Here is a 24,003-nt window from a genome sequence, read left to right on the forward strand (position 1 = left end):
CTTTTTATTTTGCTGCTAATTGTTCTTCAAATTGCGCTGTGCGTGCGCTGCCCATTTGTAACAAGCTGGGTAAGAAGATTAAGGTAAAGATTGTACTAATACTCATACCACCAACAATTACCGCAGCAATCCCACGATAAAGCTCAGCACCCGCTCCAGGAATAAGTAACAAGGGTAACATGCCACAGATACTGGTTAGCGTGCTCATTAGGATAGGTCTTAAGCGTAATCTCACTGCTTGTTCAACAGCATCGCTGCGAGATAAGCCGTTATCCTCACCCATACGCGTTTGATAAACTAACAGAATGGCGTTGTTGACCACTAATCCAAGCAAGATAATAAAGCCTATCATGGTTAATAAATCAAGCGGCTGGAAAATTACTAAGTTGGTCACTTGTAATACCGCAATACCGCCAATGGTTGCCAATGGAATGGTCAATAATACCAACAAGCTATCTTTAAATGAGCGGAATAAAGCAGACATTAATAAATACAGGATGATCAATGCGAGAATGAAGCTTTGGCTCATATTAGCCAATGCCTCGGTTAATGCTTCTGCCGAGCCACGATAGCTGATGGCGCCATTCTCCGGCAATTGTGCCATAATAGCCGGTTCAGCCTTTTCTTTAATTGTATTGATCGCATCTTCCAAACTCATTTTGTCAGGTGGTGTGACTTGTAAAGTAATGGTTCGTTTTCTGTCGATACGGCGAATTGAGCTTGGTCCGGCAGTCCTTACTACATCCACTAATTGACCGACCGGTTGTACACCAGCTTGCGGGGTGTAAAGTGGTATATTGGCCAATTCTTCTGGGGTATCCCAATCCGTTGAACGTAAAAACACGTTTAAACGTTTTTGACCATTAAAAAAGTCGCCGACATAAAGTCCTGTCCCTAACGCGCGAGAAATTGATGAAACTTGCTGTCTACTCCAGCCCGCTTCGGCAATGCTACGTTCATTGGGTAACATACGAATTTCAGGTTCAGCTAAAGTTAAGCCTGGCGTAGGCTGTATTTGAGCCCCTTCTAGTGCTTGACTAATAGCGCCATAACCCACTTGTGCCGCACGAAGTAACTGATCAACTTCATTGCCTTGAATATCTATGTCAATCCGACGGCCGCCACCTAAGTTGCCAAACAGTTCTTCTTGCGAAGCAAAAGCGATGGTATCGGGAAAACCAGAGAGAATTTCTTGGTTGACGACGCCAACAATAGCTTGAATGTCATCAGCATCATTAGCTCGACCGCCCATAAAACCAAAGTTACCAAAAAAACCCAGCCATGAATGCTCTATTTTTGGCGATTTCTCGCCAGTTAGGTAAGGTTTTAATCGGCGATTGATTTCATCAGACATTTCAACACGCGCGGCAAGATAACTTTGCCCCGGAGGCGGCAGTAAAAATGCGTTAAATGAATTTTGATTACCTTTAGGTAGGTAATCAATTTTCGGGAACATAATAAAACTTCCGAGAAACGAAAATAGCATTAAGCCAACCACCCATGAAGCACGCTTAGCGGGAGTGGAGGTGATACGCATGATGACCTGAGTGATATTAGACCACCAATGTTGGTGCGGATCATCGGAAGAAATATCGGTTAATAAACGTCTGGCCGCAGTTGGCAGCACAGTTACCGCAATCAGCAATGAAGCAACAATTGCAACGGCGATGGTGATCGCTAGATCGGCAAATAGTTGCCCAGAAACCTCTTCTAAAAAAGCAATAGGTAAGAAAATGGCTACCGTTGTTGCTGTTGATGATAAGAGAGCTCCCCAAACTTGCGAGGCGCCTTTAAGAGACGCTTGCTCAGAGTCCGTGCCTTTTTCTCTCAGGCGAACAATATTTTCCAGCACTACAATGGCAGCATCTAGTACCATACCGACGGCGAAGGCTAAGCCCGCCATTGAAATAATATTTAATGTACGCCCTGTGATGTGCATGACTAACAAGGTGACAATTAGTGAGATAGGAATCGATAAAGCAACGATTAATGTTGCTCGAAACTTTCTTAAAAACCACCACAGTACAATAATGGCGAGAACGATACCCAGTAGTAAATTATTTTTTACTAGGCTCATAGAGCGACCAATGTAAATGGTTTCATCATACATTTGGATGATTTCTAACTGTGCACGCTTTAGTGAACCTTCATTCAATTCTTTCAAGGCGGCTTTTAGCCCATCCATCACTTGAATAACATTGACGCCTTGCTCCGCTTGTACATTCATTGCGATGGCGGGATCGCCATCAAGCGTAAGTACGCCCGTGCGATCTGCTAAGGTTAATTCAACTTGTGCGACATCTTTTAATAGAATTGGTTGACCATCACGCCAATCGAGGACCATATTTTGTAATTGTTCAACCCCGTACTTACCCGAAAAGCGTAACGTGTATTTACGACGACCCACTTCATTAAAACCGCCTGAAGTGTCGGTGTTATTGGTGAGCGTACTGGCAATAGCTGGAATATTTAACCCTAATGAAGCCGCTTTATACGGATCAAAAGTAATGCGTAATTCTGATGGTAGACCACCAAAAGCGTTGGTTTGAGAGACCCCTTCAACTCGTTCAATACGGGTTTGAATAACTTCTTCAACATAATCTTGATAGCTGGCAATATCGTTAGTGTTGTCACCTGTCGGCTTAATTGCCAACCAAGCAATGGCATTAAAGTTACTGGCACCACCCACTGCGATCACAGGCTCAGTCGCATCAGGTGGATAACTAGGAACTTGATTAAGCGCATTCATTACATCGATAAGAGCTCGCTGTAAATTAACACCAGTTTTATATCGCAGGGTAATACTACCATTCCCTTGACTTGAGCTTGATTCAAGTAACTCTAGGCTTTGTAGCCCTTTGAGCACATCCTCTTGGCGCTCAATGATTTCCGCTTCAATTTCTTCAGGAGCCGCCGCTCGCCAACCGGTAGAGATGACAATTTGTGGCTTACTAATATCAGGTGTTAATTGTATCGGTAATTTAAAAAGACTGATGGCACCAAATAAAGTGATCAGTAAAACGGCAACGATGACCGCCGTAGGGTTTTTTAGTGAAGCTGAAGTTAACGACATTATTGCTTTCTCGCTAATGTTTTACCAGAAACAAGGGCATCATTATTGTTTTTGATATTCACTGATTGGCCTGCGCGTAGGCGTTCAGCGCCACGAATAACTACCTTATCACCCGCATTGATATCACCAATGACTTCCACTAAATTTCCTTCGCTAATGCCAATTTTAACTTCGACTTGTTGGGCTTTATTTTCATTGTCGATGATAAAAATGCTGGTAGCATTGCGACGTAATACTAAGGCATCTCGAGGAGAAGCTAATACTTGCTTGCTTTCACCTGTTGCCACTGCCGCTTTGATATCCAGACCAATTGGCCAGTCAAATGATGACATATCAAGGCGTACTTCCATTAAATGTGAACGGGCATCAGAGACAGGTATGATGGTCTTGATTGGTGCATGACCATTGCCAAGGGGAGATTTGATCGCTAACTGTTTGCTTTGCTTCAAATATTGATAAGCCGTTAAAGGGGCAAAAAGTGCAGCTTCAATGTTGGCTGTTTCAACTAAACGTAGAATCGCTTTACCATTGGTGACATATTCCCCTTGATTGCTTAAACGTTCGGCCACTATGCCATCAAAGGGAGCTTTTAATTGAGTGTAGTTAAGATCTTGTTTTACTTGGGCTAGTTTTGCTTTAGCCGCGGCTAAATTCGCTTCGGCAATGTTAAGATTTGCCATGCTTTCATCTAACTCTTTGGCAGAAATTAGCTTCTGCTTAACCAGCGATTTTTTACGTTCAACCTCTGATTGTTCAAAGGCAAACTTAGCCTTAGCATTGGCGACTAATGCCGTTTCCTCTTGCAACTTTAAGGTTAATTGCTGCTTATCTAATTGAGCGATGACTTGTCCTTTGGTAACGAGAGTACCAAGTTCAGCAATACTGACTAAACGCCCAGAAACATCAGCCGCGATTTGTGAGTTGTTGCGACTAACAATAGAGCCTGATACCCATGCCACAGGTGACAGGGTGGTACTTACAATAGGTGTTACATTGACATTTGCCGCACGTCCTTGCTGAGCAAGTGCTGGGAGAGTAATTAATGCAAGACCTAGTAAAACAATACGCGGGTAAAATGTTTTCATAATGATAATAACGGTTCCTTAATGCGCTAACGTTTAAGTCTAAGCGAACTTTAAAAGATTTGCTGTGTAATTTACCTGAATCTATGAGCATTGAGCAGTGATATTTATCACAAATTCGCAACTATAATGCAACAAAATGCAACAACAAGGTGTGATCTACAAGTGTGTTACGACACCTTGTTGGTATTTTGAGATAAATGGTTAATCGACAGAAAAATATTGCTCTGCTTTGGTTAATACTTCAATCAATACTGTAACGCTGTCAGTAACTTGGTTGTTTACTCGCTTGGGGAAGATCTTGGATAATTTTGTCAAGTTATCAAATTCTGTGTGCCAGATGTTGCCCCATTTACTCTCTGTCTGCCGATTACACGCTGTATTGTTTGCTTCATCAAAACAATCCCATAACGCAGGATGAGTGGACTGTGAGTAGCCATCAAAGCCATTTTTGCCATTAATAGTAAAGTTAGTCGATTCAACATAGGCGATGGGAATGCCTGCACAAGCAAAAGGTGCGTGATCTGACCAAGCGCCGGTAACACCTGCTGGATAACCTGGGTATTCAGGATGGATAATATATTGTTTTTTCTCACCTAATACTTTTTTAGATGCGCTTAATAATGCTGAGCGAATATGGGTGTCAGCGTTATAATTTGTTTGGTTTTTTGCGCATTGGTAAGGAGTGGAATGGGCACTGTGCACGTAAACGAAATCGCCACCGGCAATGGTATCGAAATTAATCATGGCGATCATATTGTCTAATTGATCATTTGATAAACTTTGCACATAGTGTTTTGAACCTTGTAGACCAACTTCTTCGGCGCCAAATGCGATAAAGCGGATATTATAATCAAGGTTGTTATGGTTTTTTATCGTTTTGGCGATAGCAAGCATCGCGGCGACGCCAGCGCCATTGTCAGTTGCCCCTAAAGAGCCTTTTTTGGCGGCTGTGGAGTCATAATGTGCACCCAGTACAATGGTGTTTTTCTTATCGATATCACTGTTGACGATGATATTTTTAGAGGTTTTGTTATTGCCAAAAGTAAAGTGTTGTTCAGTGACTTGATAGCCAATATTGTTGAACGTTTGGATAATATAATCGGCAGTATCTTGTGCTTTTTTAGATCCAGCTTCGCGTGCACCAATGCCCGTTTGACTATCGGTAAGCTTCGTTAGGTAGGTTAATGCTTGTTGTTGAGCTATCGTTGCCGCTGTAGCAAAAAAGCAACTTAAACTAAGCAACACCGCGAGTGGTAATTTGATCACAATAATTTCGTCCCATTTTTTGTTATAGTAACAAAGCACATACTAGAGATGAAGATTATAAAATGAAACGTGGCTTATACGCAGTACTATTTTTACTATTGTTTTCCATTAAGGCAAACGCAAGCAGTTGTCCTGATTATCTTAAGGTGAAGTTTAAGCAATTGCATGCCAGTCAACAGGTTGACTTGTGCCAATTAACGCAAGGCAAGCCGGTACTTATTGTTAATACCGCCAGTAATTGTGGGTACACACCCCATTTTAAGCAATTAGAAGCATTGCATAAGCGTTATAAAGAGCAAGGCTTAGTCGTTATTGGCTTTCCATCAGATGATTTCTTTCAGGAAGAAGATGAAGAAGCAGACACCGCTAAAATTTGTTATATCAACTATGGCGTGACTTTTACTATGCTAGCCCCTACCGCCGTTTGGGGGCGAAATGTTAATAGCGTCTTTAAATTTCTCGGTGATAAATCGACTTCGCCTAAGTGGAATTTTTATAAGTATTTAGTGGATGGTCAAGGTAATAAAGTGCAAGCATTTAGTCCGAAAGTCGCCCCTGATGATGACCAGTTTATTCGCGCCATAGATGCTTTAGTTGCTAATGAAAAGATCAGCGAATAAAGCAGACAACCTTATCTATTACAACTAGCTATTAACCGCATTGTCTAAAGCTTGTGCTGTGGTGTTTAAAGAACTTGCTTGCTCATTGTGAACTTCAGGGCGATATTCTAACGGTGCTTGTTGTAATATTTCCCTGAGTTTATTGTTATCTTCTGCGCGCATTGCATCTGTCAGCTGATTTAATATTACTTTAACATCAGGCCAACTGAGCGAACGTTCATTTGCCGTTAAAATACGCTGGTGTTTGGTTGGCTTAGCGTGATCGTCGATCAGGAGTTCTTCATATAACTTTTCACCGGGGCGTAAGCCACTGTAGACGATTTCAATGTCACCGTCTGGGCAATCTTCGCTTTTTACCGTTAAGCCCATTAAATGCGTCATATTATACGCAAGGTCTACGATTTTAACCGGATCCCCCATATCGAGTACAAATACATCTCCGCCGGTTCCCATAGCCCCCGCCTGGATAACCAGTTGAGCCGCTTCTGGAATGGTCATAAAGTAACGGATAATATCGGGATGGGTGATAGTGATAGGGCCACCAGCTTTAATTTGGCGTTTAAACAGCGGCACAACTGAGCCCGATGAACCAAGCACATTACCAAAACGAACCATAACAAAGCGTGTTTGATGATCTTGTGGCGCTAATGATTGTAATACTAATTCAGCTAAGCGTTTGGTAGCACCCATCACATTGGTGGGGCGAACCGCTTTATCCGTAGAAATTAAAACAAAGGTTTCTACTTCACAATAGATGGCTGCTTGAGCAATTTCGTAGGTGCCAAGCACATTGTTTGAGATCCCCGCCATGACATTATTTTCTACTAAGGGTACGTGTTTATAGGCGGCAGCATGATAAATGGTTTGTACCTTTTCAGCATGGAAAATACTGGTCATTAATATGCCGTTTTGCACATTACCAATTAAGGGCTTTAATGGGATATTACTCCCTGTTTCTTGCAGGTATTGGCTTAATTCCTGATTAATTTCATAGAGTAATGCTTCACTGACATCTAATAACACTAACTTGCTTGGGTGTTGATCAATGATTTGTCGACAGAGTTCTTTGCCGATTGAGCCACCAGCACCCGACACCATCACGACTTTATTAGCAATGTTATCGCTGAGTAACTCAGGGATAGGGGCAACGGGATCTCTACCGAGTAATTCATCCACAGAAACTTCCCTAAATTGGTCTATTTTTCGCTTGCCAGAAACAATGTCAGCCATACTTGGGATGGTTAATAATTCCAAGGCATAAGGTTCAAACATAGTGATGATTTCTTGCATCTGGCTGTTATTGAGCTTAGAGACGGCAATTAACACTTTAAATGGGCCGAAGCGTTCGATTAAGTGGGCAATTTTCTCGGGTGAATAAATATTAACACCAAGTAATTCCCGATTTTGGTAACGCCGTTTTTGATCAATAAACGCCAGCGGTTGATATTGCTTGCCAAGCATTAAGGTATTAGCGAGTTGTTGTCCTGTGTTACCTGCGCCATATATCACTACACCTTCACGTTCATCAAACCATTTTCGGCCAATCACCAGGCCAAACATTGAACGTGCGCCAGCAATGAAAAAACAGGCAATGGTAAAGAATACAATAGGAACAGAGCGGGGAACAAATGCACCAAATATCTGACCACTTAAGTAAAAGACAAAAACAGAAATAATGAGTAAACCAGCAATTTTAATACTTGATTTTGCGGTGAAATAACGGATTACGCTGCGATAGGTACCGGCAAAATAAAACAATAACATGGTGGATAATACGACGGTGGCTAATACTGTCCATTCGGTGGCGGTAAATTCAATATGTGAGGCACCTAAACGCAAAAGATAAGCGAGAAAAAAAGCAAAGGTTAAGGCTAATATGTCATAAGTCATTGCGAACAATAACTTGAACGAACTGGGTATTAAATCAATTTTACGGATCATCTTACGCACCTTGTATTTTGTTGTTCAAAATACACATTAATTATTATTTTGCTGTCCGAGCTTAGTTATGGTGCAATCCGTGCAATTTCATCAAATAGCGTCGAAATTTTATCAGTCATTTGTGTCATTTCTTGTTGGCTTAATGTTGGATGAACTAAGAACATTAAGCTGATCTCCCCTAATCGTTTGGCATTCGGTAACGACGCTACAGGCTTATAAGGTTTATTTTCAAACGCCTTTTCTAAGTATACTTCAGAGCAGCTGCCCGAAAAGCACGGTACACCTGCTTGGTTTAATGTATCAATGATCCTATCGCGATGCCACTGTGCTGGTAATTGTTCAGGCTGAACAAAGACATAACATTTATAGTAGGCATGACTAAGGTATCCAGGGAGTTGAGGAACATGAATAAAAGCATATTTTGCGCATGCGTTGAAAATTTGTTGCGCGTTGTCGTTGCGCTGTTGGTGCCAGATTGGCATGTTGCGCGTTTGTATCCGCCCAATAGCAGACTGCATTTCTGTTAAACGCCAGTTGGTACCAAAGGATTCATGAAGCCAACGATAACCAGGCGGATGCTCTTTTTCATAAACTGCGGAGTAAGATTTTCCATGATCTTTAAATGCCCATGCGTTGCGCCAGAGTTGTTCATCATTGGTGGTTAACATGCCGCCTTCACCCCCTGTGGTCATAATTTTATCCTGACAAAATGACCAAGCACCTATGTGTCCAATGCTACCGACGCTTTTTCCTTTATAGGTGGCGCCATGAGCTTGGGCACAGTCTTCTATGACATAAAGCTGATGTTGCTGTGCTAATGCCATAATCTCATCCATTTCACAGGGTCTACCGGCAAGATGGACGCAAATGATGGCTTTGGTTTTATTGGTGATCACAGGGGCAATGGTGTCGGCGCAAATGTTTTGACTGTCGAGGTCGACATCGGCAAAAACAGGAGTAGCACCACAATTAATCACACAACTAATCGAAGCAATAAAGGTACGGGGCGTAACGATTACTTCATCACCTTGACCTATGTTTAAGCTTTTTAGGGCTAAGTCTAACGCTAAAGTGCCATTGGCAACGGCTACTGCATATTGGCAGTGGCTAAATTGAGCAAATTCTTGCTCAAATTTTCGACCTTCTTGTCCTGTCCAATAGTTAACTTTATTCGAGCGAAGCACTTGAGCAACGGCGTTAACTTCTTGTTCAGAAAAACTTGGCCACGGGGATAATGAAGTATTTAACACAAATTTGCCTTTTAATTAGAGATCTTTAATACGTTTTGCTGGTACACCCACATATAAGCCATTGGCTTGTGTGTTTTTAGTGACAGCCGCTCCTGCGCCAATTTGACAGTTTTTAGCAATATTTATTGCTTGTATGCTGCAGCTGCCAACACCAAACCAAGATTGTTCGTCAACGTTAACTCCACCTGCTAAGTTTGCACCGGGAGAAATATGCACAGCATCAGCAAGTTGGCAATCGTGATCTATGGTGGCACCGGTGTTGATAATACAGGCGTTAGCTATTTTTGTTCCGGGATTAATCACCGCATTGGCGAACACTACATTACCACTACCTAAACTTGAATGATGACTGATGACAGCGCTTGGGTGAATAATGTTTGGTAAGTGAGCATCTGCGCTAGTAAGCGCTTGAAAGAGTGCAAGTCTTGCCCGGTTATTACCAATTGCAAGGGCAAAACTGTATTGCTCTTGATAACATTTCCATAAGGATGATTTGTCGATAATTGGCCAGGCTAAATTGTCGGCTCTTTCGGGATAACTATCATCTAAAAAGGCTATTTCACTGAATTGCCTACTGGCGTCTGCGCAATCAGCAATCACTCGACCATGGCCGCCTGCTCCAATAATTAATAATTTACTCATGATGGTTCCCCCTAAATTTTGTCATGGTCGCCTCACCATTGGCATTGATATCAGCTTTTTGGCAGACCTTTTTAACCGTGAGTAGGATAATTTTTATATCTAACCATAAAGAATGATTATCGACATACCAAGTGTCGAGTTCAAATTTTTGTTGCCAGCTAATTGCATTTCGTCCATTGACTTGTGCCCAACCGGTTAGACCCGGCTTAATGTCATGTCGTCGAGCCTGTTCTTTTGAATAAAGCGGTAGATATTCAGCTAATAAAGGCCTAGGTCCAACAAGGCTCATATCGCCTTTTAATACACACCACAAACTAGGTAACTCATCTAAGCTTGTTGCCCTAAGTGTTAGACCAAATGGACTTAAGCGTTCACTGTCGGGCAAAAGCTTCCCTTGTTTATCTTTAGTGTCACGCATTGAACGAAACTTATATAAAGCGAATAGCTTGCCATTTTTCCCCGGTCGTTGTTGGCTAAATATAACAGGTGTACCGAGCTTAATTAGCACCAGCAGTGCGATGACCAGCATAGGTACAGCGAGAATGAATAAGGCTGATAGCGATACTATGATGTCGAATAGTCGTTTGATCATGTTAACTTTACTGCCTTGCACTTAGCACTTGTTGATAAAAGTCAAATACCTGCTTGGCATTGTGTTCAACATTCATGACCTGTCGCACTTTGCGGTAGGCATTATTGACCAAACGTTTTCTTTCTATCGGCTGCTCTATCGCTTGAATAATTTTATCTGCCAGCGCCTGCGGGTTTTGTTTTTCTGCGAGATAGCCTGTTTCGCCATCGGTGACCAGATCGGGAAACCCTCCCACATTAGTGGTTAATGTGGGTACTTTGGCATACATAGACTCGACCGCACCCCCGACATTTTCAGAATGTGAGGGGTGTACAGCTAAGTCACATTGTGGGTAAAGTTGGGCAACATCGGTGCGTGTACCTAAAAATACGCCGCTGGCGCCAATCTTTTTCGCTGAATATGATTTAACGGCATCAAAATAATGAGCCGCATTGCCCCATGGGCCGCCAACAAAAACACATTTAATGTTAGGATATCGCTGCTGGACGATGGCGACAGCATCGATTAAATCTTCATGACCTTTTAACCCACGTGTTTGTCCTAAATAGCGTTTTGGCGCATAAAAGTAAGCAACCATAATAATGAGAAAATCTTCTTGCGCCATAGCAAGTGACTCTTTCAGAAGATTGTCTGACGGTTTTTCAAAAGCAAAGTCATCTTCATTCACGCCATAATAAGCTAAACCCACCCGATGCGGTTTAATACCTAATTGGTGATATTTTTCGCGTGTCCATAAACAAGAAGCCAGCCAATAATCTTTTGAGCTGGCGGTTATTTTATCTAAGGTGCGAAATAACCAATGCTCCAAATGTAAGGGGCCAGGCACATGAAAAATTTGCGGTATATTGATGCCCTTTAAAGCAATGCGCATCAATAACGAGGTGGCAACAAAATGGCTATGGATAATATCCGGTTGTACTTGCTTAACCAGTGCTCGTAATTTGAGCGCACGAGAGATATTTAACCAAGGCTTACTGACTGAAAGTGCAGGGTCAAAGGTGTAAGTTTTCACCCCGGCTTGTTGGTATTTTTCAACCATAGGGCCATGAGGTAAAACTAAGTGCACATCCACTCCTAGTTTTATTAGTTGGGTCGTTTGTCTTAGCGCCCAACTGGCACCAATCGACGTTTTAAGAATATGGAGTACTTTCATCAATTTGGACCTTGCTCAGCGCTCAATAATGCTTGATACATGGCATGTCGTCTAGTACTTAGCTGTTCATCTCCATATGCTAATGCTTTTTGATAATTCTGTTGAGAAGCAGACAAACGCTGTTGTTCCGTCATGTGTACAACTTGCTGAATTTTATCGGTTAGTTGAGTAATGTTATCTCGTTCAATAATTTTATCTACGGGTAATAATTCGTTGACACCGCCGACATTGGTTGCCAGACAAATTACGCTACGTGCCATGGCTTCAATAACGACTCTTGGCAAGCCTTCTTGTCGTGAGCTTAGAACAAAAATATCGCATTGGTCGAGGTAGCGGTGAATGTCAGCCCGATCACTGACATTGCCAATGAAACTGACGGCTTCTGAAATAGCGAGATCATCAGTGAGTTGCTGCATTTGTGGTAATAATTGCCCACCGCCAATCCAAATTAATTGGGCATCCACTCCGTTACTTCTCAGTTGCGCCAAGGTGTTTAACATAAAGTCGCAGCCTTTATAAGGTTGCGACAAGTTGCCAATACAAAGTAACTGGATATTGTTGGCTAGTGGATAAGCCATGCGCTGATGGTAATCATGTTCGGTCAATTGAATTGATGAATAATGGCTTTGAAAAGCGTTAGCTGCAGGCGGGTATTTAGCTTGTAAAGCATACTGGGTAACGTAGGCAATAGCACTGGCGTGTCGGCATTGCCAAGCAAGCATTTTAACAAATGCATTACGGAGCAATGGCCGTAAACGACTATTACTGGCGTTGGAGGAAAAAGTATCCTCGGGATCTCCGACAACCTCAGCACCATAAGGTTTATGCCATGGCATCGCAAATATTCTGTACAGTAAAGACAGTACACCTGGAATTCTAAAGATTACCGCATGTTGGTGTTTCCGTCTTAACCAAAGGGCTTTGAGCAGCTTAGGTAGTGTTAACAAAAAAGCGTACAGCCCAACGTAGTAAGGTAAAGGATAAAAGTTTACCTTCTCACCATCGACCCGATGCCAGTGAGCTTGAGCTTTTGCCACTGGTGCTACTCGCGCAATAATATTGACTTGGCAGAACACGGTTAAATATCTTTGCCAAAACGGGTAAGCAAAAGCGTTTTCTGTCCACAAGTGGCCATCGGAGCATTGGTAAAAGCGTTGCTCTATGACAACGTCTAGTGAGGGGTTATTTTTTAAAATAAAATTTACCTCTTTGAGAGACATACAATAGAAAAAAGAAAATGATGCAACAATAACTGAATGATTTAAATATGATCAATGATTCACCGCGAATAGCATAGATGAAATAGAATAAAATAAAATAGGTCATTAATGTGCCAAAAGGCTTATCGTTACGATAGCCTTTAAATGCTGCGGAAATCAAGATCCCTATTATGGCAAAAACAATAGGAATGCCAATCACACCAAAGTTAAGTAACACTTCCGCTTCTAACGAAAAGCCATAAGCACCATCATTAACAAAAGGTGAATATTCACGGCTAAACCAAATCGATAAGGGAAGCGTGATTTTCAATGCACCTAAAGTGAGCATATTAAGCAAGCTTGATAAGTAACTTTCGCCCCACCAAAGCTGTAGGTCATGCTCTAGCCAAAACAAGATGTTTGAGGTTACCATCAAATTACTGCCTTGATTAAGAAATGCCCCGATACCGCTAGAGTCGATTTCGACCGAACGACCCGATGACATTAAAGTAAAACCAATAGCCCCAAGGCTTAACATTAAGCATAATTTAAACATCGAGACCCGCTTATCTTTATGTAACCAAAAATAGATGGGCACGAAAATCAAAGCAAAATCCCGCTCACCCATGTATAAGCAGTAAAAACAATAAATTAAGATAATTGAAGCAATAAATAGTTTCGACTGTTTGGTGATTTGTCCGTACGGGGAAATGGTCATGTAGCAGAAAAGAAATATTGGCCATAATGTCAGCAAGACGTAATGGAAGATCCCCACTAAACGAATTTTTTCTACTTTATCGAGTGGATTAAACCCTATCAGTAAAAAAGCGTATATAAAGATGACGATAACCGGGATAGTCATCGTTAAAATGGTGATTTGCCGAAAAAATTGTGGGCGCTTAATGACAATTTCGACATTACTGGTAATTCTGCTCATTAAATTAGATGGCACCGCACTTAAGGTGAGTATCGCCAGAAAAAAAACAAAAGCCGATTGAGGTAACATGGCTTTATTGATCCCGCTGTAGATAGGAATATCCAGTAGAAAAGCAATGTAAGGTCCATAACAAAAATAGAAGTAGCAAATGGAATAAATCAGTAAAGGACTGATCCGGCCTTTAAAGTATTTAACTTCCCAAACTCCCCGCAGTGTAATCGCCAATATTGAGGCATATAAATAAAGATACTCAGCCATTATTTTTCCAGTGGTATGTAAACGCTAGCCACACTGATATTAGGTGTAATAGGCAGCCAAGATTAAAGGCCATTAACAAGGCAAAGAAGCCAAAAAACTGAAAAGCAAAAAAGCATAATAACGCTGTGATTAACAGGTTGATACTGGTGAGGATAACGAGCGTAATATGTTGTCCTGTCAGCATCAAAATATAATTACTGGCTGAGAACAGAAGAGGCCCCCACGCCATTAATAGTGTTTGTTGAAAAACTAAAGAGAACTGGGCTTGTTGGCGTTGAACATTATTATGTAATTGCCAGAATACATCTGAAAAAAATGGCCACTGGGCGATTTGGATGATAATAAATATCACCATGATCACCGCCAATATTGTCAGCAAATGCCAGTGAAATTGCTTAGCGTGTTGAACATATAACGTTTTTAATAGTGGTAATTTGGCCTGCACAAATATATTGGCTAATACCACGGCAGCCATCACCAAAAAGCTGCTGATGGAAAAGATGGCAAGTAGCTCTGGCTGCTCAAATGATGCGATGACATAGCGAGGAATATTAAAATGAATAGCAAATATCAGTGTTGAGATACTTAACGGCATTGCTTTTATCAACATGGCAAAACAACGGGGTAGCTGTAACTTTTTACTGCTTTTTTCTCTAGTTAACCACGTGATCATCACAAAAATGACAAAGCCAAGTACAAACAACCACTCAAGGGTTTCACTGAAATAACCGGTAGCAGCAAGTACAATGATCACCGCCCATTTGCTGAAGTTAAGTTGCCATAATTTTTTTATCTGGTGGTGAGCCATGGCAGAGCTTATTGGTAAATCATAGAGTAACTCAGCTGATTTAAAGAGAAACAGCGCACAAAACAGCAGTAAGTGATGGTAGTAACTGCCAATGATTGCTACCACGATTAATCCTAGGATCAGTAAAAGCAATCGACTTGCAAAGGCATCGTTAAAGGCAGCTGTTTGGGTCAACAAAAAGTTTCGGGATGGAGACGCTAATAACAAGCTTATCGGTGCAATAATCGCTAAGGCAAAGGTAAAGTTACCAACAGCTTGCAAGTCTTGTTGGTGTGTGTACCAAATGGTAATGAGCCAAGGAAGGATAAAGCTGGTCATTTGAAACGAGATCAATGGCATGATACTCGTATTCGTCAGCTTACGGAGCATGGTGCTGAGCAACTTCATTCGGCTGGTTGTACCTTTTTATTTTTATTATTTAATGGCTTTACTATTGAATAACGCTGTCGTTTTTAGCAAGGCGTAGATTATGGTACTACTTTATTCGATTGAATGCATAGTGAAATGTACTTGGCTGTGATTGTACGAGTGAGGTTGATAATTATCAGCAATAACTCCAAGTAAAAATTGTTAGTTGCAAGAACAGCACAGTTAAGTTTTTTTCTCCCATTCATGCGCCCACGCTAATATTTGTGGTGCAGGTAGTGGGTATGAGATGAAGTACCCTTGTGCGATATCACAGTTTAGCTCAGCTGCCAGTGCCATGGCTTCTTTGGTTTCAATACCTTCGGCACAGGTGGCAATATGCAAACGCTCAGCTAATGCCATACTGGTTTTTAACAAATCAACTTGATGGCCAGTATCTGATTGTTCGATAAAATAACTTTTATCGAGTTTTACGTAATTTAGAGGTAGGCTCCTTAAACGATCGATTGTCGCATGCTCTTTACCAAAATCATCTAAGGCGATTTTAATACCATGCATACTGAGCCGGCTGATATTGCTAAGTTCTTGTAGATGATCGTCGGCTAAGATATGTTCGGTTACTTCTAAGCATAACTTGTTAGCTGGCATGTTAGACTGCGCTAATAGCGTAAGAATATTATCAGCAAATTCAGGCTGTTGCATATTCATTGGCGAGACATTTACCGATAAGGTGATATCGAGCCCTAACTTCTTCCATTTTTGCCAATCTGCCAATGCTCGTTTAAAAACGGCAATGGTGATATGAAATATCAACTCGCTTTCTTCAGCTTTATCAATAAAACGATTAGGGGCAACCATACCAAGTCGAGGATGATTTAACCGACAAAGCGCTTCGACACCTAAAAATTTTCTATCTGAAAGTGACACTTGCGGTTGGTAGAGTACTTTTAAGTCATTGTTTTTCACTGCACGTACTATTTCGTATGTTTTCAGTGATTGTGATTCAATACTTTTTGGTCGAGACTTACCGATACGATTAAATATTTTTTCAAAGTCACTTTCATGTAATGGTTTGATCAATGTGCCAATGTAATTGAGCTTATATTGCTTTGCTAACGACTCAACCGAAGAAATTATTCTAATAGCGATACCGCTCATAATGGCAATATAGCCTTGAAAATTGAGATCATGAATTTGTTCAAGTAGCTGAATGCCATCCATATTAGGCATGTTTAAGTCAACGAACACTAAGTTAAAGTTTTTGGTTCGTCGCATCACTTGAATGGCTTCTGTCGCAGTGGTTGCTTGATAGATATTGTCAATGCCATAATTTTGTTCAAGTACAGAAGAAACAAAATCTAAGATCGATTGGCTGTCATCAATTAGTAATACATTTAACCAACTGAAGTTTTGATCTGGCATTTTCACATCCTTGTTAGTGCTCGTTAGCTGCTTAGTTTTTTTCATACGGCATAAAAACTACTGACAATATCTTAAACAAGTATGGCAAAGCTTTTTTATTGTGCAAACTGATAGTTAATTAAAGTATTCATTTTTTGAATGTGTTAATAAATATTAACTAATTATTGTTATTGATTAAAAATCAGTACAGTCATTTTCCTACTACAATAATAAATTGAAATAAATCACGGTAGGAACACCAATGGAGAAATTGTCACAATTACATTGTTATATTAATGGTGAGTTTGTTGCCAGCACGCACTATTTTGACAATATTAATCCAGTTAATGGACAAGTCATTGGTCAAATTGCGGAGGCAAGCCCTCACCAGATTGATGATGCCGTGCAAAGTGCGCATAGTGCGTTAAATGGCGAATGGTCAAAAATGTCTGTTAATCAGCGTTGCGACTTACTTCATAAAGTGGCAGATCGTATGGTTGAGCGTCAGCAAGAATTTATTCAAGCAGAGATGGCTGATACCGGTAAATCTTTGCATCAAGTGAGCACTATTGATATTCCTCGTGGCGCTGCAAACTTTCGCGCGTTTGCTGATATGGCGCGCTATCACCATGGCGAAACCTTTCTCACAGAAACCCCCTTAGGTGAAAAAGCATTAAATTACAGTGTGAATAAACCGTTAGGGGTTGTCGCGGTTATCTCTCCATGGAACCTCCCTTTGTTGTTGGCGACCTGGAAAGTTGCCCCTGCATTAGCCTGTGGCAATTGCGTTATTTTAAAACCGTCTGAGGAAACATCATCAACCGCGTTTTTATTAGCGCAAGTGATGGATGAAGTTGGCGTACCTAATGGCGTGTTTAACCTCATTCTAGGGCGAGGAAGTCAAGTCGGTGACTATATCACGCAACACACGGGTGTTGATGGCGTCACTTTTACCGGAGCGAGTAAAACGGGTCAGCATATTATGCAGTCGGTCGCACAAACGGTAAAACCTATTTCATTTGAATTAGGAGGTAAAAATTCAGCGATTGTTTTTGCTCAAGCAGATATTGATAAAGCGGTCGCCGGAGTGGCAAGGTCAACCTTCACTAACTGTGGGCAAGTGTGTTTGTGTACCGAAAAAGTGTATGTTCACCGCAGCATTGCTCAGGCGTTTATTGCAAGGTTAACGGCAACAGCTCAACAGATAAATATTGGCTACCCAGAAGATCCTGATGTGTTGATCGGTCCGTTAGTCTCAAAAACACATCGAGAAAAAGTACTGTCATACTATCAACTAGCACGCGATGAAGGCGCTCAGTTTCTTTGTGGTGGTGGTGTACCTAACTTTGATGATGAACGTGATCAAGGTTGTTATATCGAGCCAACCATTATTACTGGCTTGTCTGATGATAATCGTGTGAATCAGGAAGAGATATTTGGTCCCATTTGCCATGTCAGTGTTTTTGATGATGAAGATGAGGTGATTGCGCGTGTAAATAACACCCCTTATGGCTTAGCAACGGCAATTTGGACAGAAAATTTATCGCAAGCACATCGAGTTGCGCCGCAGATCGATGTTGGCCTTGTCTGGGTAAATACTTGGTTTTTAAGAGATCTAAGGGCTCCATTTGGTGGTGTGAAACTTTCAGGTATCGGCCGTGAAGGAGGTAAACATTCACTGAGTTTTTATAGTGAGCCCGTTAACATTTGTATAAAGGTAGATTAATGCAATGACTACGCAAGCAAAAGTATTACAAGATAAAGCCGTGCCCAGAGGCAAGTTTCCACATGTGAAGCGTGCTGGTGATTTCATTTATATTTCAGGCACCAGTTCTCGTTTACCCGATAACAGCTTTGCGGGTGTTGAGGTGGATGAATTTGGTGCGACGAACTTAGATATAAAGGCACAAACTCGTGCTGTAATAGAAAATATTCGAGACATTCTTCATTCGGTTGATGCTGAGCTCACCGATTTAGTCGAAATCTCTACTTTTCTCGTCAATATGAATGACTTCAAAGGCTACAATCAAATATATGGGGAGTATTTTGATTTTGATGGCCCAACCCGCACGACTGTCGCGGTACATCAATTACCTCATCCGCATTTACTGATCGAATGTAAGGCAGTCGCTTACAAACCATTATCTGATCGTTAAACGATGTAAGGACAATATGATGAAAGCAAATTTATCAGCTTTTAATTTTAAGCACTGGATTGAAGAACATCAGCATCTACTCAAGCCACCCGTTGGCAATGCGGTCGTTTGGGAAAATACTGACATGATGGTTATGGTGGTTGGTGGTCCTAATAAACGTACCGATTTTCATGATGATCCTGTGGAAGAATTCTTTTATCAGCTCAAAGGCGATATGGTGCTAAAAGTGATTGAAGAGGGAGAATGTCGGGATGTTTTTATTCGTGAAGGGGATATTTTCTTTCTCCCAGCTCATGTCCGTCACTCACCACAGCGCCCCATGGCCGGTAGTATTGGTTTAGTGATAGAGCCTAAGCGTCCTGAAGGGGAAAAAGATGCCTTTGAATGGTACTGCTTTGGCTGTGGTGGGTTAGTGCATCGCCATGAAGTGATATTGAATTCTATCGTGGATGATTTACCGCCAGTCTACCAAGGCTTTTATCAGAGCGAAGCGGCTCGCACTTGCCCAAGCTGTGGAGAAATTCACCCAGGCAAAGAACCACCCCAAGGGTGGGTAACGCTTGATGAAGCAGGAGCCGATTAATGCAGGTCATTGATATACATTCTCACTTTTTTCCGAAAACATGGCCAGATCTAGAAGCAAAATTTGGCGGTGGAGATTGGCCTTGGTTGAAGCATTTTGCTAATGAAACCAATGAGCAAGGATATAGCAAAGCCATGCTGATGAAAGGTCAGCAAGCATTTCGACCCATTTATTCAGCCTGTTGGGATGCTGAGGTCCGTTTGGCACAGATGGATGCACAAGGCGTTGACCAGCAAATTATTTCTGCCACGCCGATTTTATTTGCCTATGAAAAACCGATTGAACAAGCGTTATATTGCGCACAGTTATTTAATGACGCTGCCCTAGAAATTTGTGCTAAAGATAACAAGCGTTTATTTGCTATGGCACAAGTACCATTACAGGATATTGATGCCGCCTGCAAAGAAGCAAGTCGCGCAATGAAGACGGGCCATGTCGGTATTCAAATAGGTAATCATGTGGGTGAGAAAAATATGGATGACGAAGGGGTGCTGACGTTTTTGCAGCACTGTGCGGATGAAGATATTCCCGTATTTGTTCATCCATGGGACATGATGGCAGCGGATCGCACCAAAAATTATATGATGGGTTGGACTGTTGGCATGCCGGCAGAAAGTCAGTTATCGATTGTCTCGATGATTTTAGGTGGTGGTTTTGATCGAGTCAGTAAACAGTTAAAAATTTGCTTTGCACATGGTGGTGGCTCATTTGCATTCTTATTGGGGCGTTTAGAAAATGCCTGGCTACATCGTGACATTGCCCGAGGTCATTCTGCTCATCCTCCAAGCTATTACCTTGACCGTTTTTATTTAGATACCGCGGTGTTTGACCATGATGCTTTGCATCTGCTGGTACAGAAAATGGGGACTGAGCGACTGTTGTTTGGTACGGATTATCCTTTCCCTTTAGGCGAACAAGAGATGGGGAAATTGATTAAAACCGCTCCTCGCTTAACCAGTGAAGAGAAACAATTAATGCTGGCAGATAATGCTAGGCAGTTTTTTAATTTGTCGGTGTAGCCGGACAAAACGAGAAGATAATGATGATGTTTGAAAATACTTTAGCCTTTGCTAAGCAACTAGATGCACAAGATGAATTAGCCAGTTACCGAGATCGGTTTCATCACCCTGTGATTAATGATAAGCAAGTCCTTTATTTTACGGGGAATTCATTGGGCTTAGCCCCAAAATCTGCGAAAGATTATGTCAATGCTGAATTAGAGGATTGGGCTAAATGGGGCGTAGAAGGACACTTTCATGCAACGCATCCATGGGTGAGTTACCATGAAATATTAACTCCCGCGATGGCAGAACTTGTTGGAGCTAATCAATCGGAAGTGGTGTGCATGAATTCATTAACCACTAATTTGCACCTGCTATTTGTTTCATTTTATCGTCCGAGCGCGAAAAGATTTAAAATCATCAGTGAAGCTAAAATGTTTCCATCTGATCGTTATTTACTGGAAACACAGGTAAAACATCATGGCTTTTCTCCCGATGAAGCAATTATTGAAGTGGCGCCACGAAGTGGAGAGTACTTGATCCGTGAAGAAGATATTTTAGCGGCAATTGATGAGCATCAGGATGAATTGGCGTTAGTATTTTTTGGCGGTGTGAACTACTTTACCGGGCAATTGTTTGATATGGAAAAATTAACCCAAGCAGCTCATACTGTTGGCGCGCTGGCGGGATTTGATCTGGCACATGCAGCGGGCAATATTCCGGTCAAATTACATGATTGGGATGTCGACTTTGCGGCGTGGTGCACATACAAATATATTAATGGCAGTGCGGGTAATGTTGGGGCGATATTTGTCCATGATCGTCATGGCGACAATACTGACACACCGCGTTTTGGCGGCTGGTGGGGACATAATAAAGAACGTCGCTTTTTAATGGAGAACACCTTTGAACCGATGACAGGTGCAGAGGGGTGGCAACTAAGTAATGCGCCAGTCATGGGGATGGCGGTATTAAAGGCCTCGTTGGATATTTTTCAGCAAGTGGGTCTGACAAACTTACGACAAAAAAGTCTGAAACTAACGGCATTTTTGCAGTATGTTTTTAATGATGTCGTGGCGCAATTTCCCGACATTGATTTACAAATCATTACCCCGAAAGAACCAGAGCGTCGAGGGTGTCAGTTATCCGTTAAGCTTATTGGCACAGATAAAACATTTTTTTCCGCGTTGACTGACGCTGGTGTGATAGCTGATTTTCGTGAGCCGGATGTTGTACGTTTAGCGCCAACCCCTTTATATAACAGTTTTGAAGATATTTATCAGTTTGGTCAAACCTTAAAAACACTGCTTGCGGGGTGGCGTGATGAGTAAAGCGGTAACGAATATTGCAATCAACGGTGCAGGCCCCGTTGGGGCTTTATTAGCGGTGATGTTGGCGAAAAAAGGTTATCAGGTAGACTTATTTGAATCGCGACCTGATTCTCGAAAAACCAATATTTACCAAGGAAAGTCAATTAACTTAGCTTTATCTGATCGTGGTTGGAAAGCACTACAGGCGATCGGAGTTGATGATGCCATTCGTCAACAAGCCATCCCGATGTATTGTCGGATTATGCATGATGAACAAGGCCAATTAACTCAATTACCCTATGGCAAAGACGAGCAGGCCATTTGGTCGGTGTCTCGTTCGGGCATTAATGAACAACTCATTGATTTGGCTGAACAAGAAGAGAAAGTGAGTATTCACTTTGGCCATCGATTGCACCAGATAAACTTTGAAGATAATACCGCGGTTTATATTAAAGAAGATCATCATCAGAAAAATCATCAAAGCGATTTGATTTTTGGTGCTGACGGTGCGTTTTCTAAGGTACGCCGCTTAATGCAAGAGCTACCAAAAGAACGTATTAGTTATAGCCTTGAATATATGCCGCAGAGTTATATGGAGTTGACTATTGCAGCTAATGCAGATGGTAGCCATAAACTGGAAAAAAACGCGTTACACATCTGGCCAAGAAAAGATTTTATGCTGATAGCTCTGCCCAATGTTGACGGTTCATTTACTTGTACATTATTTATGAACCACGAGGGAGAGACCTCTTTTAGTTCACTTAATCATGCTGATGATGTGAGTGCGTTTTTTCAGAAAAATTTTGCCGATGCTATGCCGTTACTTGAAGATCCTGTTACGGACTTTTTAAGTAAACAAGCATCGCCGCTGTGCTTAGTGCATATTTATCCGTGGTTGGTAAATAGTAGTGTGGCATTGATTGGCGATGCTGCTCATGCCATGGTGCCATTTTATGGTCAGGGCATGAACTGTGGCTTTGAAGATTGTCGAATTTTAGCCGAATTGGTTGAGGAGCATGATCACCAGTGGTCAGAGATACTTAATGCTTATCAAGCGGAGCGAAAAGCCAATGGTGATGCCATTATCGAATTAGCTAAACGTAATTTTGTTGAAATGAGTGATTTGTCAGGGGAAGCGAGCTTTTTGTTGAGAAAAAAAATAGAAGCCAAGTTTCATCAAATGCACCCAGAATTATGGACACCTTTGTATTCCATGGTAACGTTTTCGCCAGATCTCCCATACAAAAAAGCACTGGCCTTTGGTGATGTACAGCAGGAAATTATGGATGAGATAATGCGCATACCTAACATTGAACAAGAGTGGCAGCAAGCACATGTTTATCAAACCTTATATCAATTAAGCCAGCAAAAATTACTGCCCTTAGGAGAGCAATTATGACCTGTCCGTACCATTCAGATCCCGATAGTCGTAATTACCGTGCCATGGAAGATGGCATACATACTGATTTTAACGATGATATGTCTTATGGAGATTATTTGTGTTTGGATCAGCTGTTAAATGTACAGAACCCGTTATCTGATCAACATGATGAGATGTTATTTATTACCATCCACCAAGCCAGTGAGTTATGGCTAAAATTAGCGGGGCATGAATTGTCAGCTGCGATAGATAATATTCATCAGGGAGACTTTGGTCATGCGTTTAAAGTGATTTCGCGGGTGAAGCAAATCTTCAATCAATTAACACAATCATGGCAGATATTATCAACCCTCACGCCTGTTGATTATCTGAAATTTCGCGATGCTTTGGGTCACTCTTCAGGTTTTCAGTCATATGGCTATCGAAAACTTGAGTTTTTATTAGGCAATAAAAATGCATCGCTGCTTGAAGTACACAAGGCAAACGATAGGGTGTATCAGGAGTTAAAAGCTGTGCTTCAGGCGCCTAGTTTGTATGATGAGGTGATCAAATTGTTGGCTGAAAAAGGCATGGCAATTGATGATGGTGTGTTAAATCGTGACTTTGCCTTACCTTATGAAAAAAATGATTCGGTTTTAGCTGCATGGCTAAAGGTATATCAAGCTGCTGATGAACATTTTGAGTTGTATGAGCTAGCCGAAAAGTTGATAGATATTGAAGATGCTTTTCAGCAATGGCGCTTTAAGCATATGTATACGGTGCAACGTATTATTGGCAATAAAGTGGGAACCGGTGGTTCATCTGGTGTTAATTTTCTCAAAAAAGCACTCGATATTAGTTTTTTTCCCGAATTATTTGATTTGAGAACACATTTATAAAGAAAACCATCGACGGTGTACTTTTATTTATATTAACATTATATTAACCAACTTATTTTTTGAGTTGGTTTTTTGTCATTTAATGCTGTTGACTTGGCATGAA

General features: G+C 41.4%; 20 protein-coding genes. 8 read left to right on the plus strand and 12 right to left on the minus strand.

Annotated features, from left to right (window positions below; genetic code table 11):
* Window positions 1-4: 4 nt before the first annotated feature.
* The 3 genes from IV514_RS15555 to IV514_RS15565 all read right to left on the minus strand — a co-directional run bounded on the left by IV514_RS15555 (window position 5) and on the right by IV514_RS15565 (window position 5,424).
* Window positions 5-3,073, minus strand: coding sequence for an efflux RND transporter permease subunit (locus tag IV514_RS15555; protein WP_206486225.1), 3,069 nt, complete (start codon window positions 3,071-3,073; stop codon window positions 5-7).
* On the minus strand, window positions 3,073-4,158 hold the full coding sequence (locus IV514_RS15560) for an efflux RND transporter periplasmic adaptor subunit (protein ID WP_206486226.1): 1,086 nt from the start codon (window positions 4,156-4,158) through the stop codon (window positions 3,073-3,075). The genes IV514_RS15555 and IV514_RS15560 overlap by 1 nt, the downstream gene beginning before the upstream one ends.
* Before the next feature lie 201 nt (window positions 4,159-4,359).
* Entirely contained in the window at window positions 4,360-5,424 is a 1,065-nt protein-coding gene (locus IV514_RS15565) for a M20/M25/M40 family metallo-hydrolase (protein ID WP_206486227.1), read from the minus strand.
* Between the two features lie 62 nt (window positions 5,425-5,486).
* On the opposite strand from IV514_RS15565, the gene IV514_RS15570 reads away from it, so the two are divergent.
* On the plus strand, window positions 5,487-6,044 hold the full coding sequence (locus tag IV514_RS15570) for a glutathione peroxidase (protein ID WP_206486228.1): 558 nt from the start codon (window positions 5,487-5,489) through the stop codon (window positions 6,042-6,044).
* Between the two features lie 24 nt (window positions 6,045-6,068).
* Here the strand turns inward: IV514_RS15570 and IV514_RS15575 are convergent, their stop codons facing one another.
* From IV514_RS15575 to IV514_RS15615, 9 genes are all read right to left on the minus strand, one after another.
* Window positions 6,069-7,985, minus strand: coding sequence for a nucleoside-diphosphate sugar epimerase/dehydratase (locus tag IV514_RS15575; RefSeq protein ID WP_206486229.1), 1,917 nt, complete (start codon window positions 7,983-7,985; stop codon window positions 6,069-6,071).
* Window positions 7,986-8,050: 65 nt separating this feature from the next.
* Window positions 8,051-9,235 (minus strand): DegT/DnrJ/EryC1/StrS aminotransferase family protein, encoded by a 1,185-nt coding sequence (locus tag IV514_RS15580; protein WP_206486230.1) that lies wholly within the window; start codon window positions 9,233-9,235, stop codon window positions 8,051-8,053.
* A gap of 15 nt (window positions 9,236-9,250) precedes the next feature.
* Window positions 9,251-9,877, minus strand: a complete 627-nt coding sequence (locus IV514_RS15585; RefSeq protein WP_206486231.1) for an acetyltransferase — start codon at window positions 9,875-9,877, stop codon at window positions 9,251-9,253.
* Window positions 9,870-10,469, minus strand: coding sequence for a sugar transferase (locus IV514_RS15590; protein WP_206486232.1), 600 nt, complete (start codon window positions 10,467-10,469; stop codon window positions 9,870-9,872). Before IV514_RS15590 ends, IV514_RS15585 begins: the two co-directional genes overlap by 8 nt.
* Window positions 10,470-10,476: 7 nt before the next feature.
* Entirely contained in the window at window positions 10,477-11,622 is a 1,146-nt protein-coding gene (locus IV514_RS15595; RefSeq protein ID WP_206486233.1) for a glycosyltransferase, read from the minus strand.
* Window positions 11,622-12,749, minus strand: coding sequence for a glycosyltransferase (locus IV514_RS15600; protein WP_241242408.1), 1,128 nt, complete (start codon window positions 12,747-12,749; stop codon window positions 11,622-11,624). Before IV514_RS15600 ends, IV514_RS15595 begins: the two co-directional genes overlap by 1 nt.
* A gap of 55 nt (window positions 12,750-12,804) precedes the next feature.
* A complete protein-coding gene (locus IV514_RS15605; RefSeq protein ID WP_206486235.1) occupies window positions 12,805-14,016 on the minus strand; it encodes an O-antigen polymerase in 1,212 nt (403 codons plus the stop codon).
* Entirely contained in the window at window positions 14,009-15,211 is a 1,203-nt protein-coding gene (locus IV514_RS15610; protein WP_206486236.1) for a hypothetical protein, read from the minus strand. Before IV514_RS15610 ends, IV514_RS15605 begins: the two co-directional genes overlap by 8 nt.
* Window positions 15,212-15,415: 204 nt before the next feature.
* Window positions 15,416-16,612 (minus strand): EAL domain-containing response regulator, encoded by a 1,197-nt coding sequence (locus IV514_RS15615; RefSeq protein ID WP_206486237.1) that lies wholly within the window; start codon window positions 16,610-16,612, stop codon window positions 15,416-15,418.
* Between the two features lie 241 nt (window positions 16,613-16,853).
* Between IV514_RS15615 and IV514_RS15620 the strand changes: the two genes are divergently transcribed.
* The 7 genes from IV514_RS15620 to kynA are packed head-to-tail and all read left to right on the plus strand — an operon-like array spanning window position 16,854 to window position 23,900.
* Window positions 16,854-18,317, plus strand: a complete 1,464-nt coding sequence (locus IV514_RS15620; RefSeq protein ID WP_206486238.1) for a 2-hydroxymuconic semialdehyde dehydrogenase — start codon at window positions 16,854-16,856, stop codon at window positions 18,315-18,317.
* 4 nt (window positions 18,318-18,321) lie between these two features.
* Window positions 18,322-18,747 (plus strand): RidA family protein, encoded by a 426-nt coding sequence (locus IV514_RS15625; protein WP_206486239.1) that lies wholly within the window; start codon window positions 18,322-18,324, stop codon window positions 18,745-18,747.
* Between the two features lie 16 nt (window positions 18,748-18,763).
* Complete coding sequence (locus IV514_RS15630) at window positions 18,764-19,330, plus strand: 3-hydroxyanthranilate 3,4-dioxygenase (RefSeq protein WP_241242409.1); 567 nt, start codon at window positions 18,764-18,766, stop codon at window positions 19,328-19,330.
* On the plus strand, window positions 19,330-20,349 hold the full coding sequence (locus tag IV514_RS15635; protein WP_206486240.1) for an amidohydrolase family protein: 1,020 nt from the start codon (window positions 19,330-19,332) through the stop codon (window positions 20,347-20,349). Before IV514_RS15630 ends, IV514_RS15635 begins: the two co-directional genes overlap by 1 nt.
* A gap of 20 nt (window positions 20,350-20,369) precedes the next feature.
* Window positions 20,370-21,662, plus strand: a complete 1,293-nt coding sequence (kynU, locus tag IV514_RS15640; RefSeq protein WP_241242410.1) for a kynureninase — start codon at window positions 20,370-20,372, stop codon at window positions 21,660-21,662.
* The gene (locus IV514_RS15645; protein ID WP_206486241.1) at window positions 21,655-23,040 is read left to right on the plus strand and encodes an NAD(P)/FAD-dependent oxidoreductase; all 1,386 of its coding nucleotides are present in this window, start codon (window positions 21,655-21,657) and stop codon (window positions 23,038-23,040) included. Before kynU ends, IV514_RS15645 begins: the two co-directional genes overlap by 8 nt.
* Window positions 23,037-23,900 carry a tryptophan 2,3-dioxygenase gene (kynA, locus tag IV514_RS15650; protein ID WP_206486242.1) on the plus strand — a complete coding sequence of 288 codons (864 nt, stop codon included), beginning with the start codon at window positions 23,037-23,039 and terminating at the stop codon, window positions 23,898-23,900. Before IV514_RS15645 ends, kynA begins: the two co-directional genes overlap by 4 nt.
* The last annotated feature ends 103 nt before the right edge of the window (window positions 23,901-24,003 follow it).

This window comes from Thalassotalea sp. G2M2-11, from assembly GCF_017168195.1.
Classification (GTDB): domain Bacteria; phylum Pseudomonadota; class Gammaproteobacteria; order Enterobacterales; family Alteromonadaceae; genus Thalassotalea_E.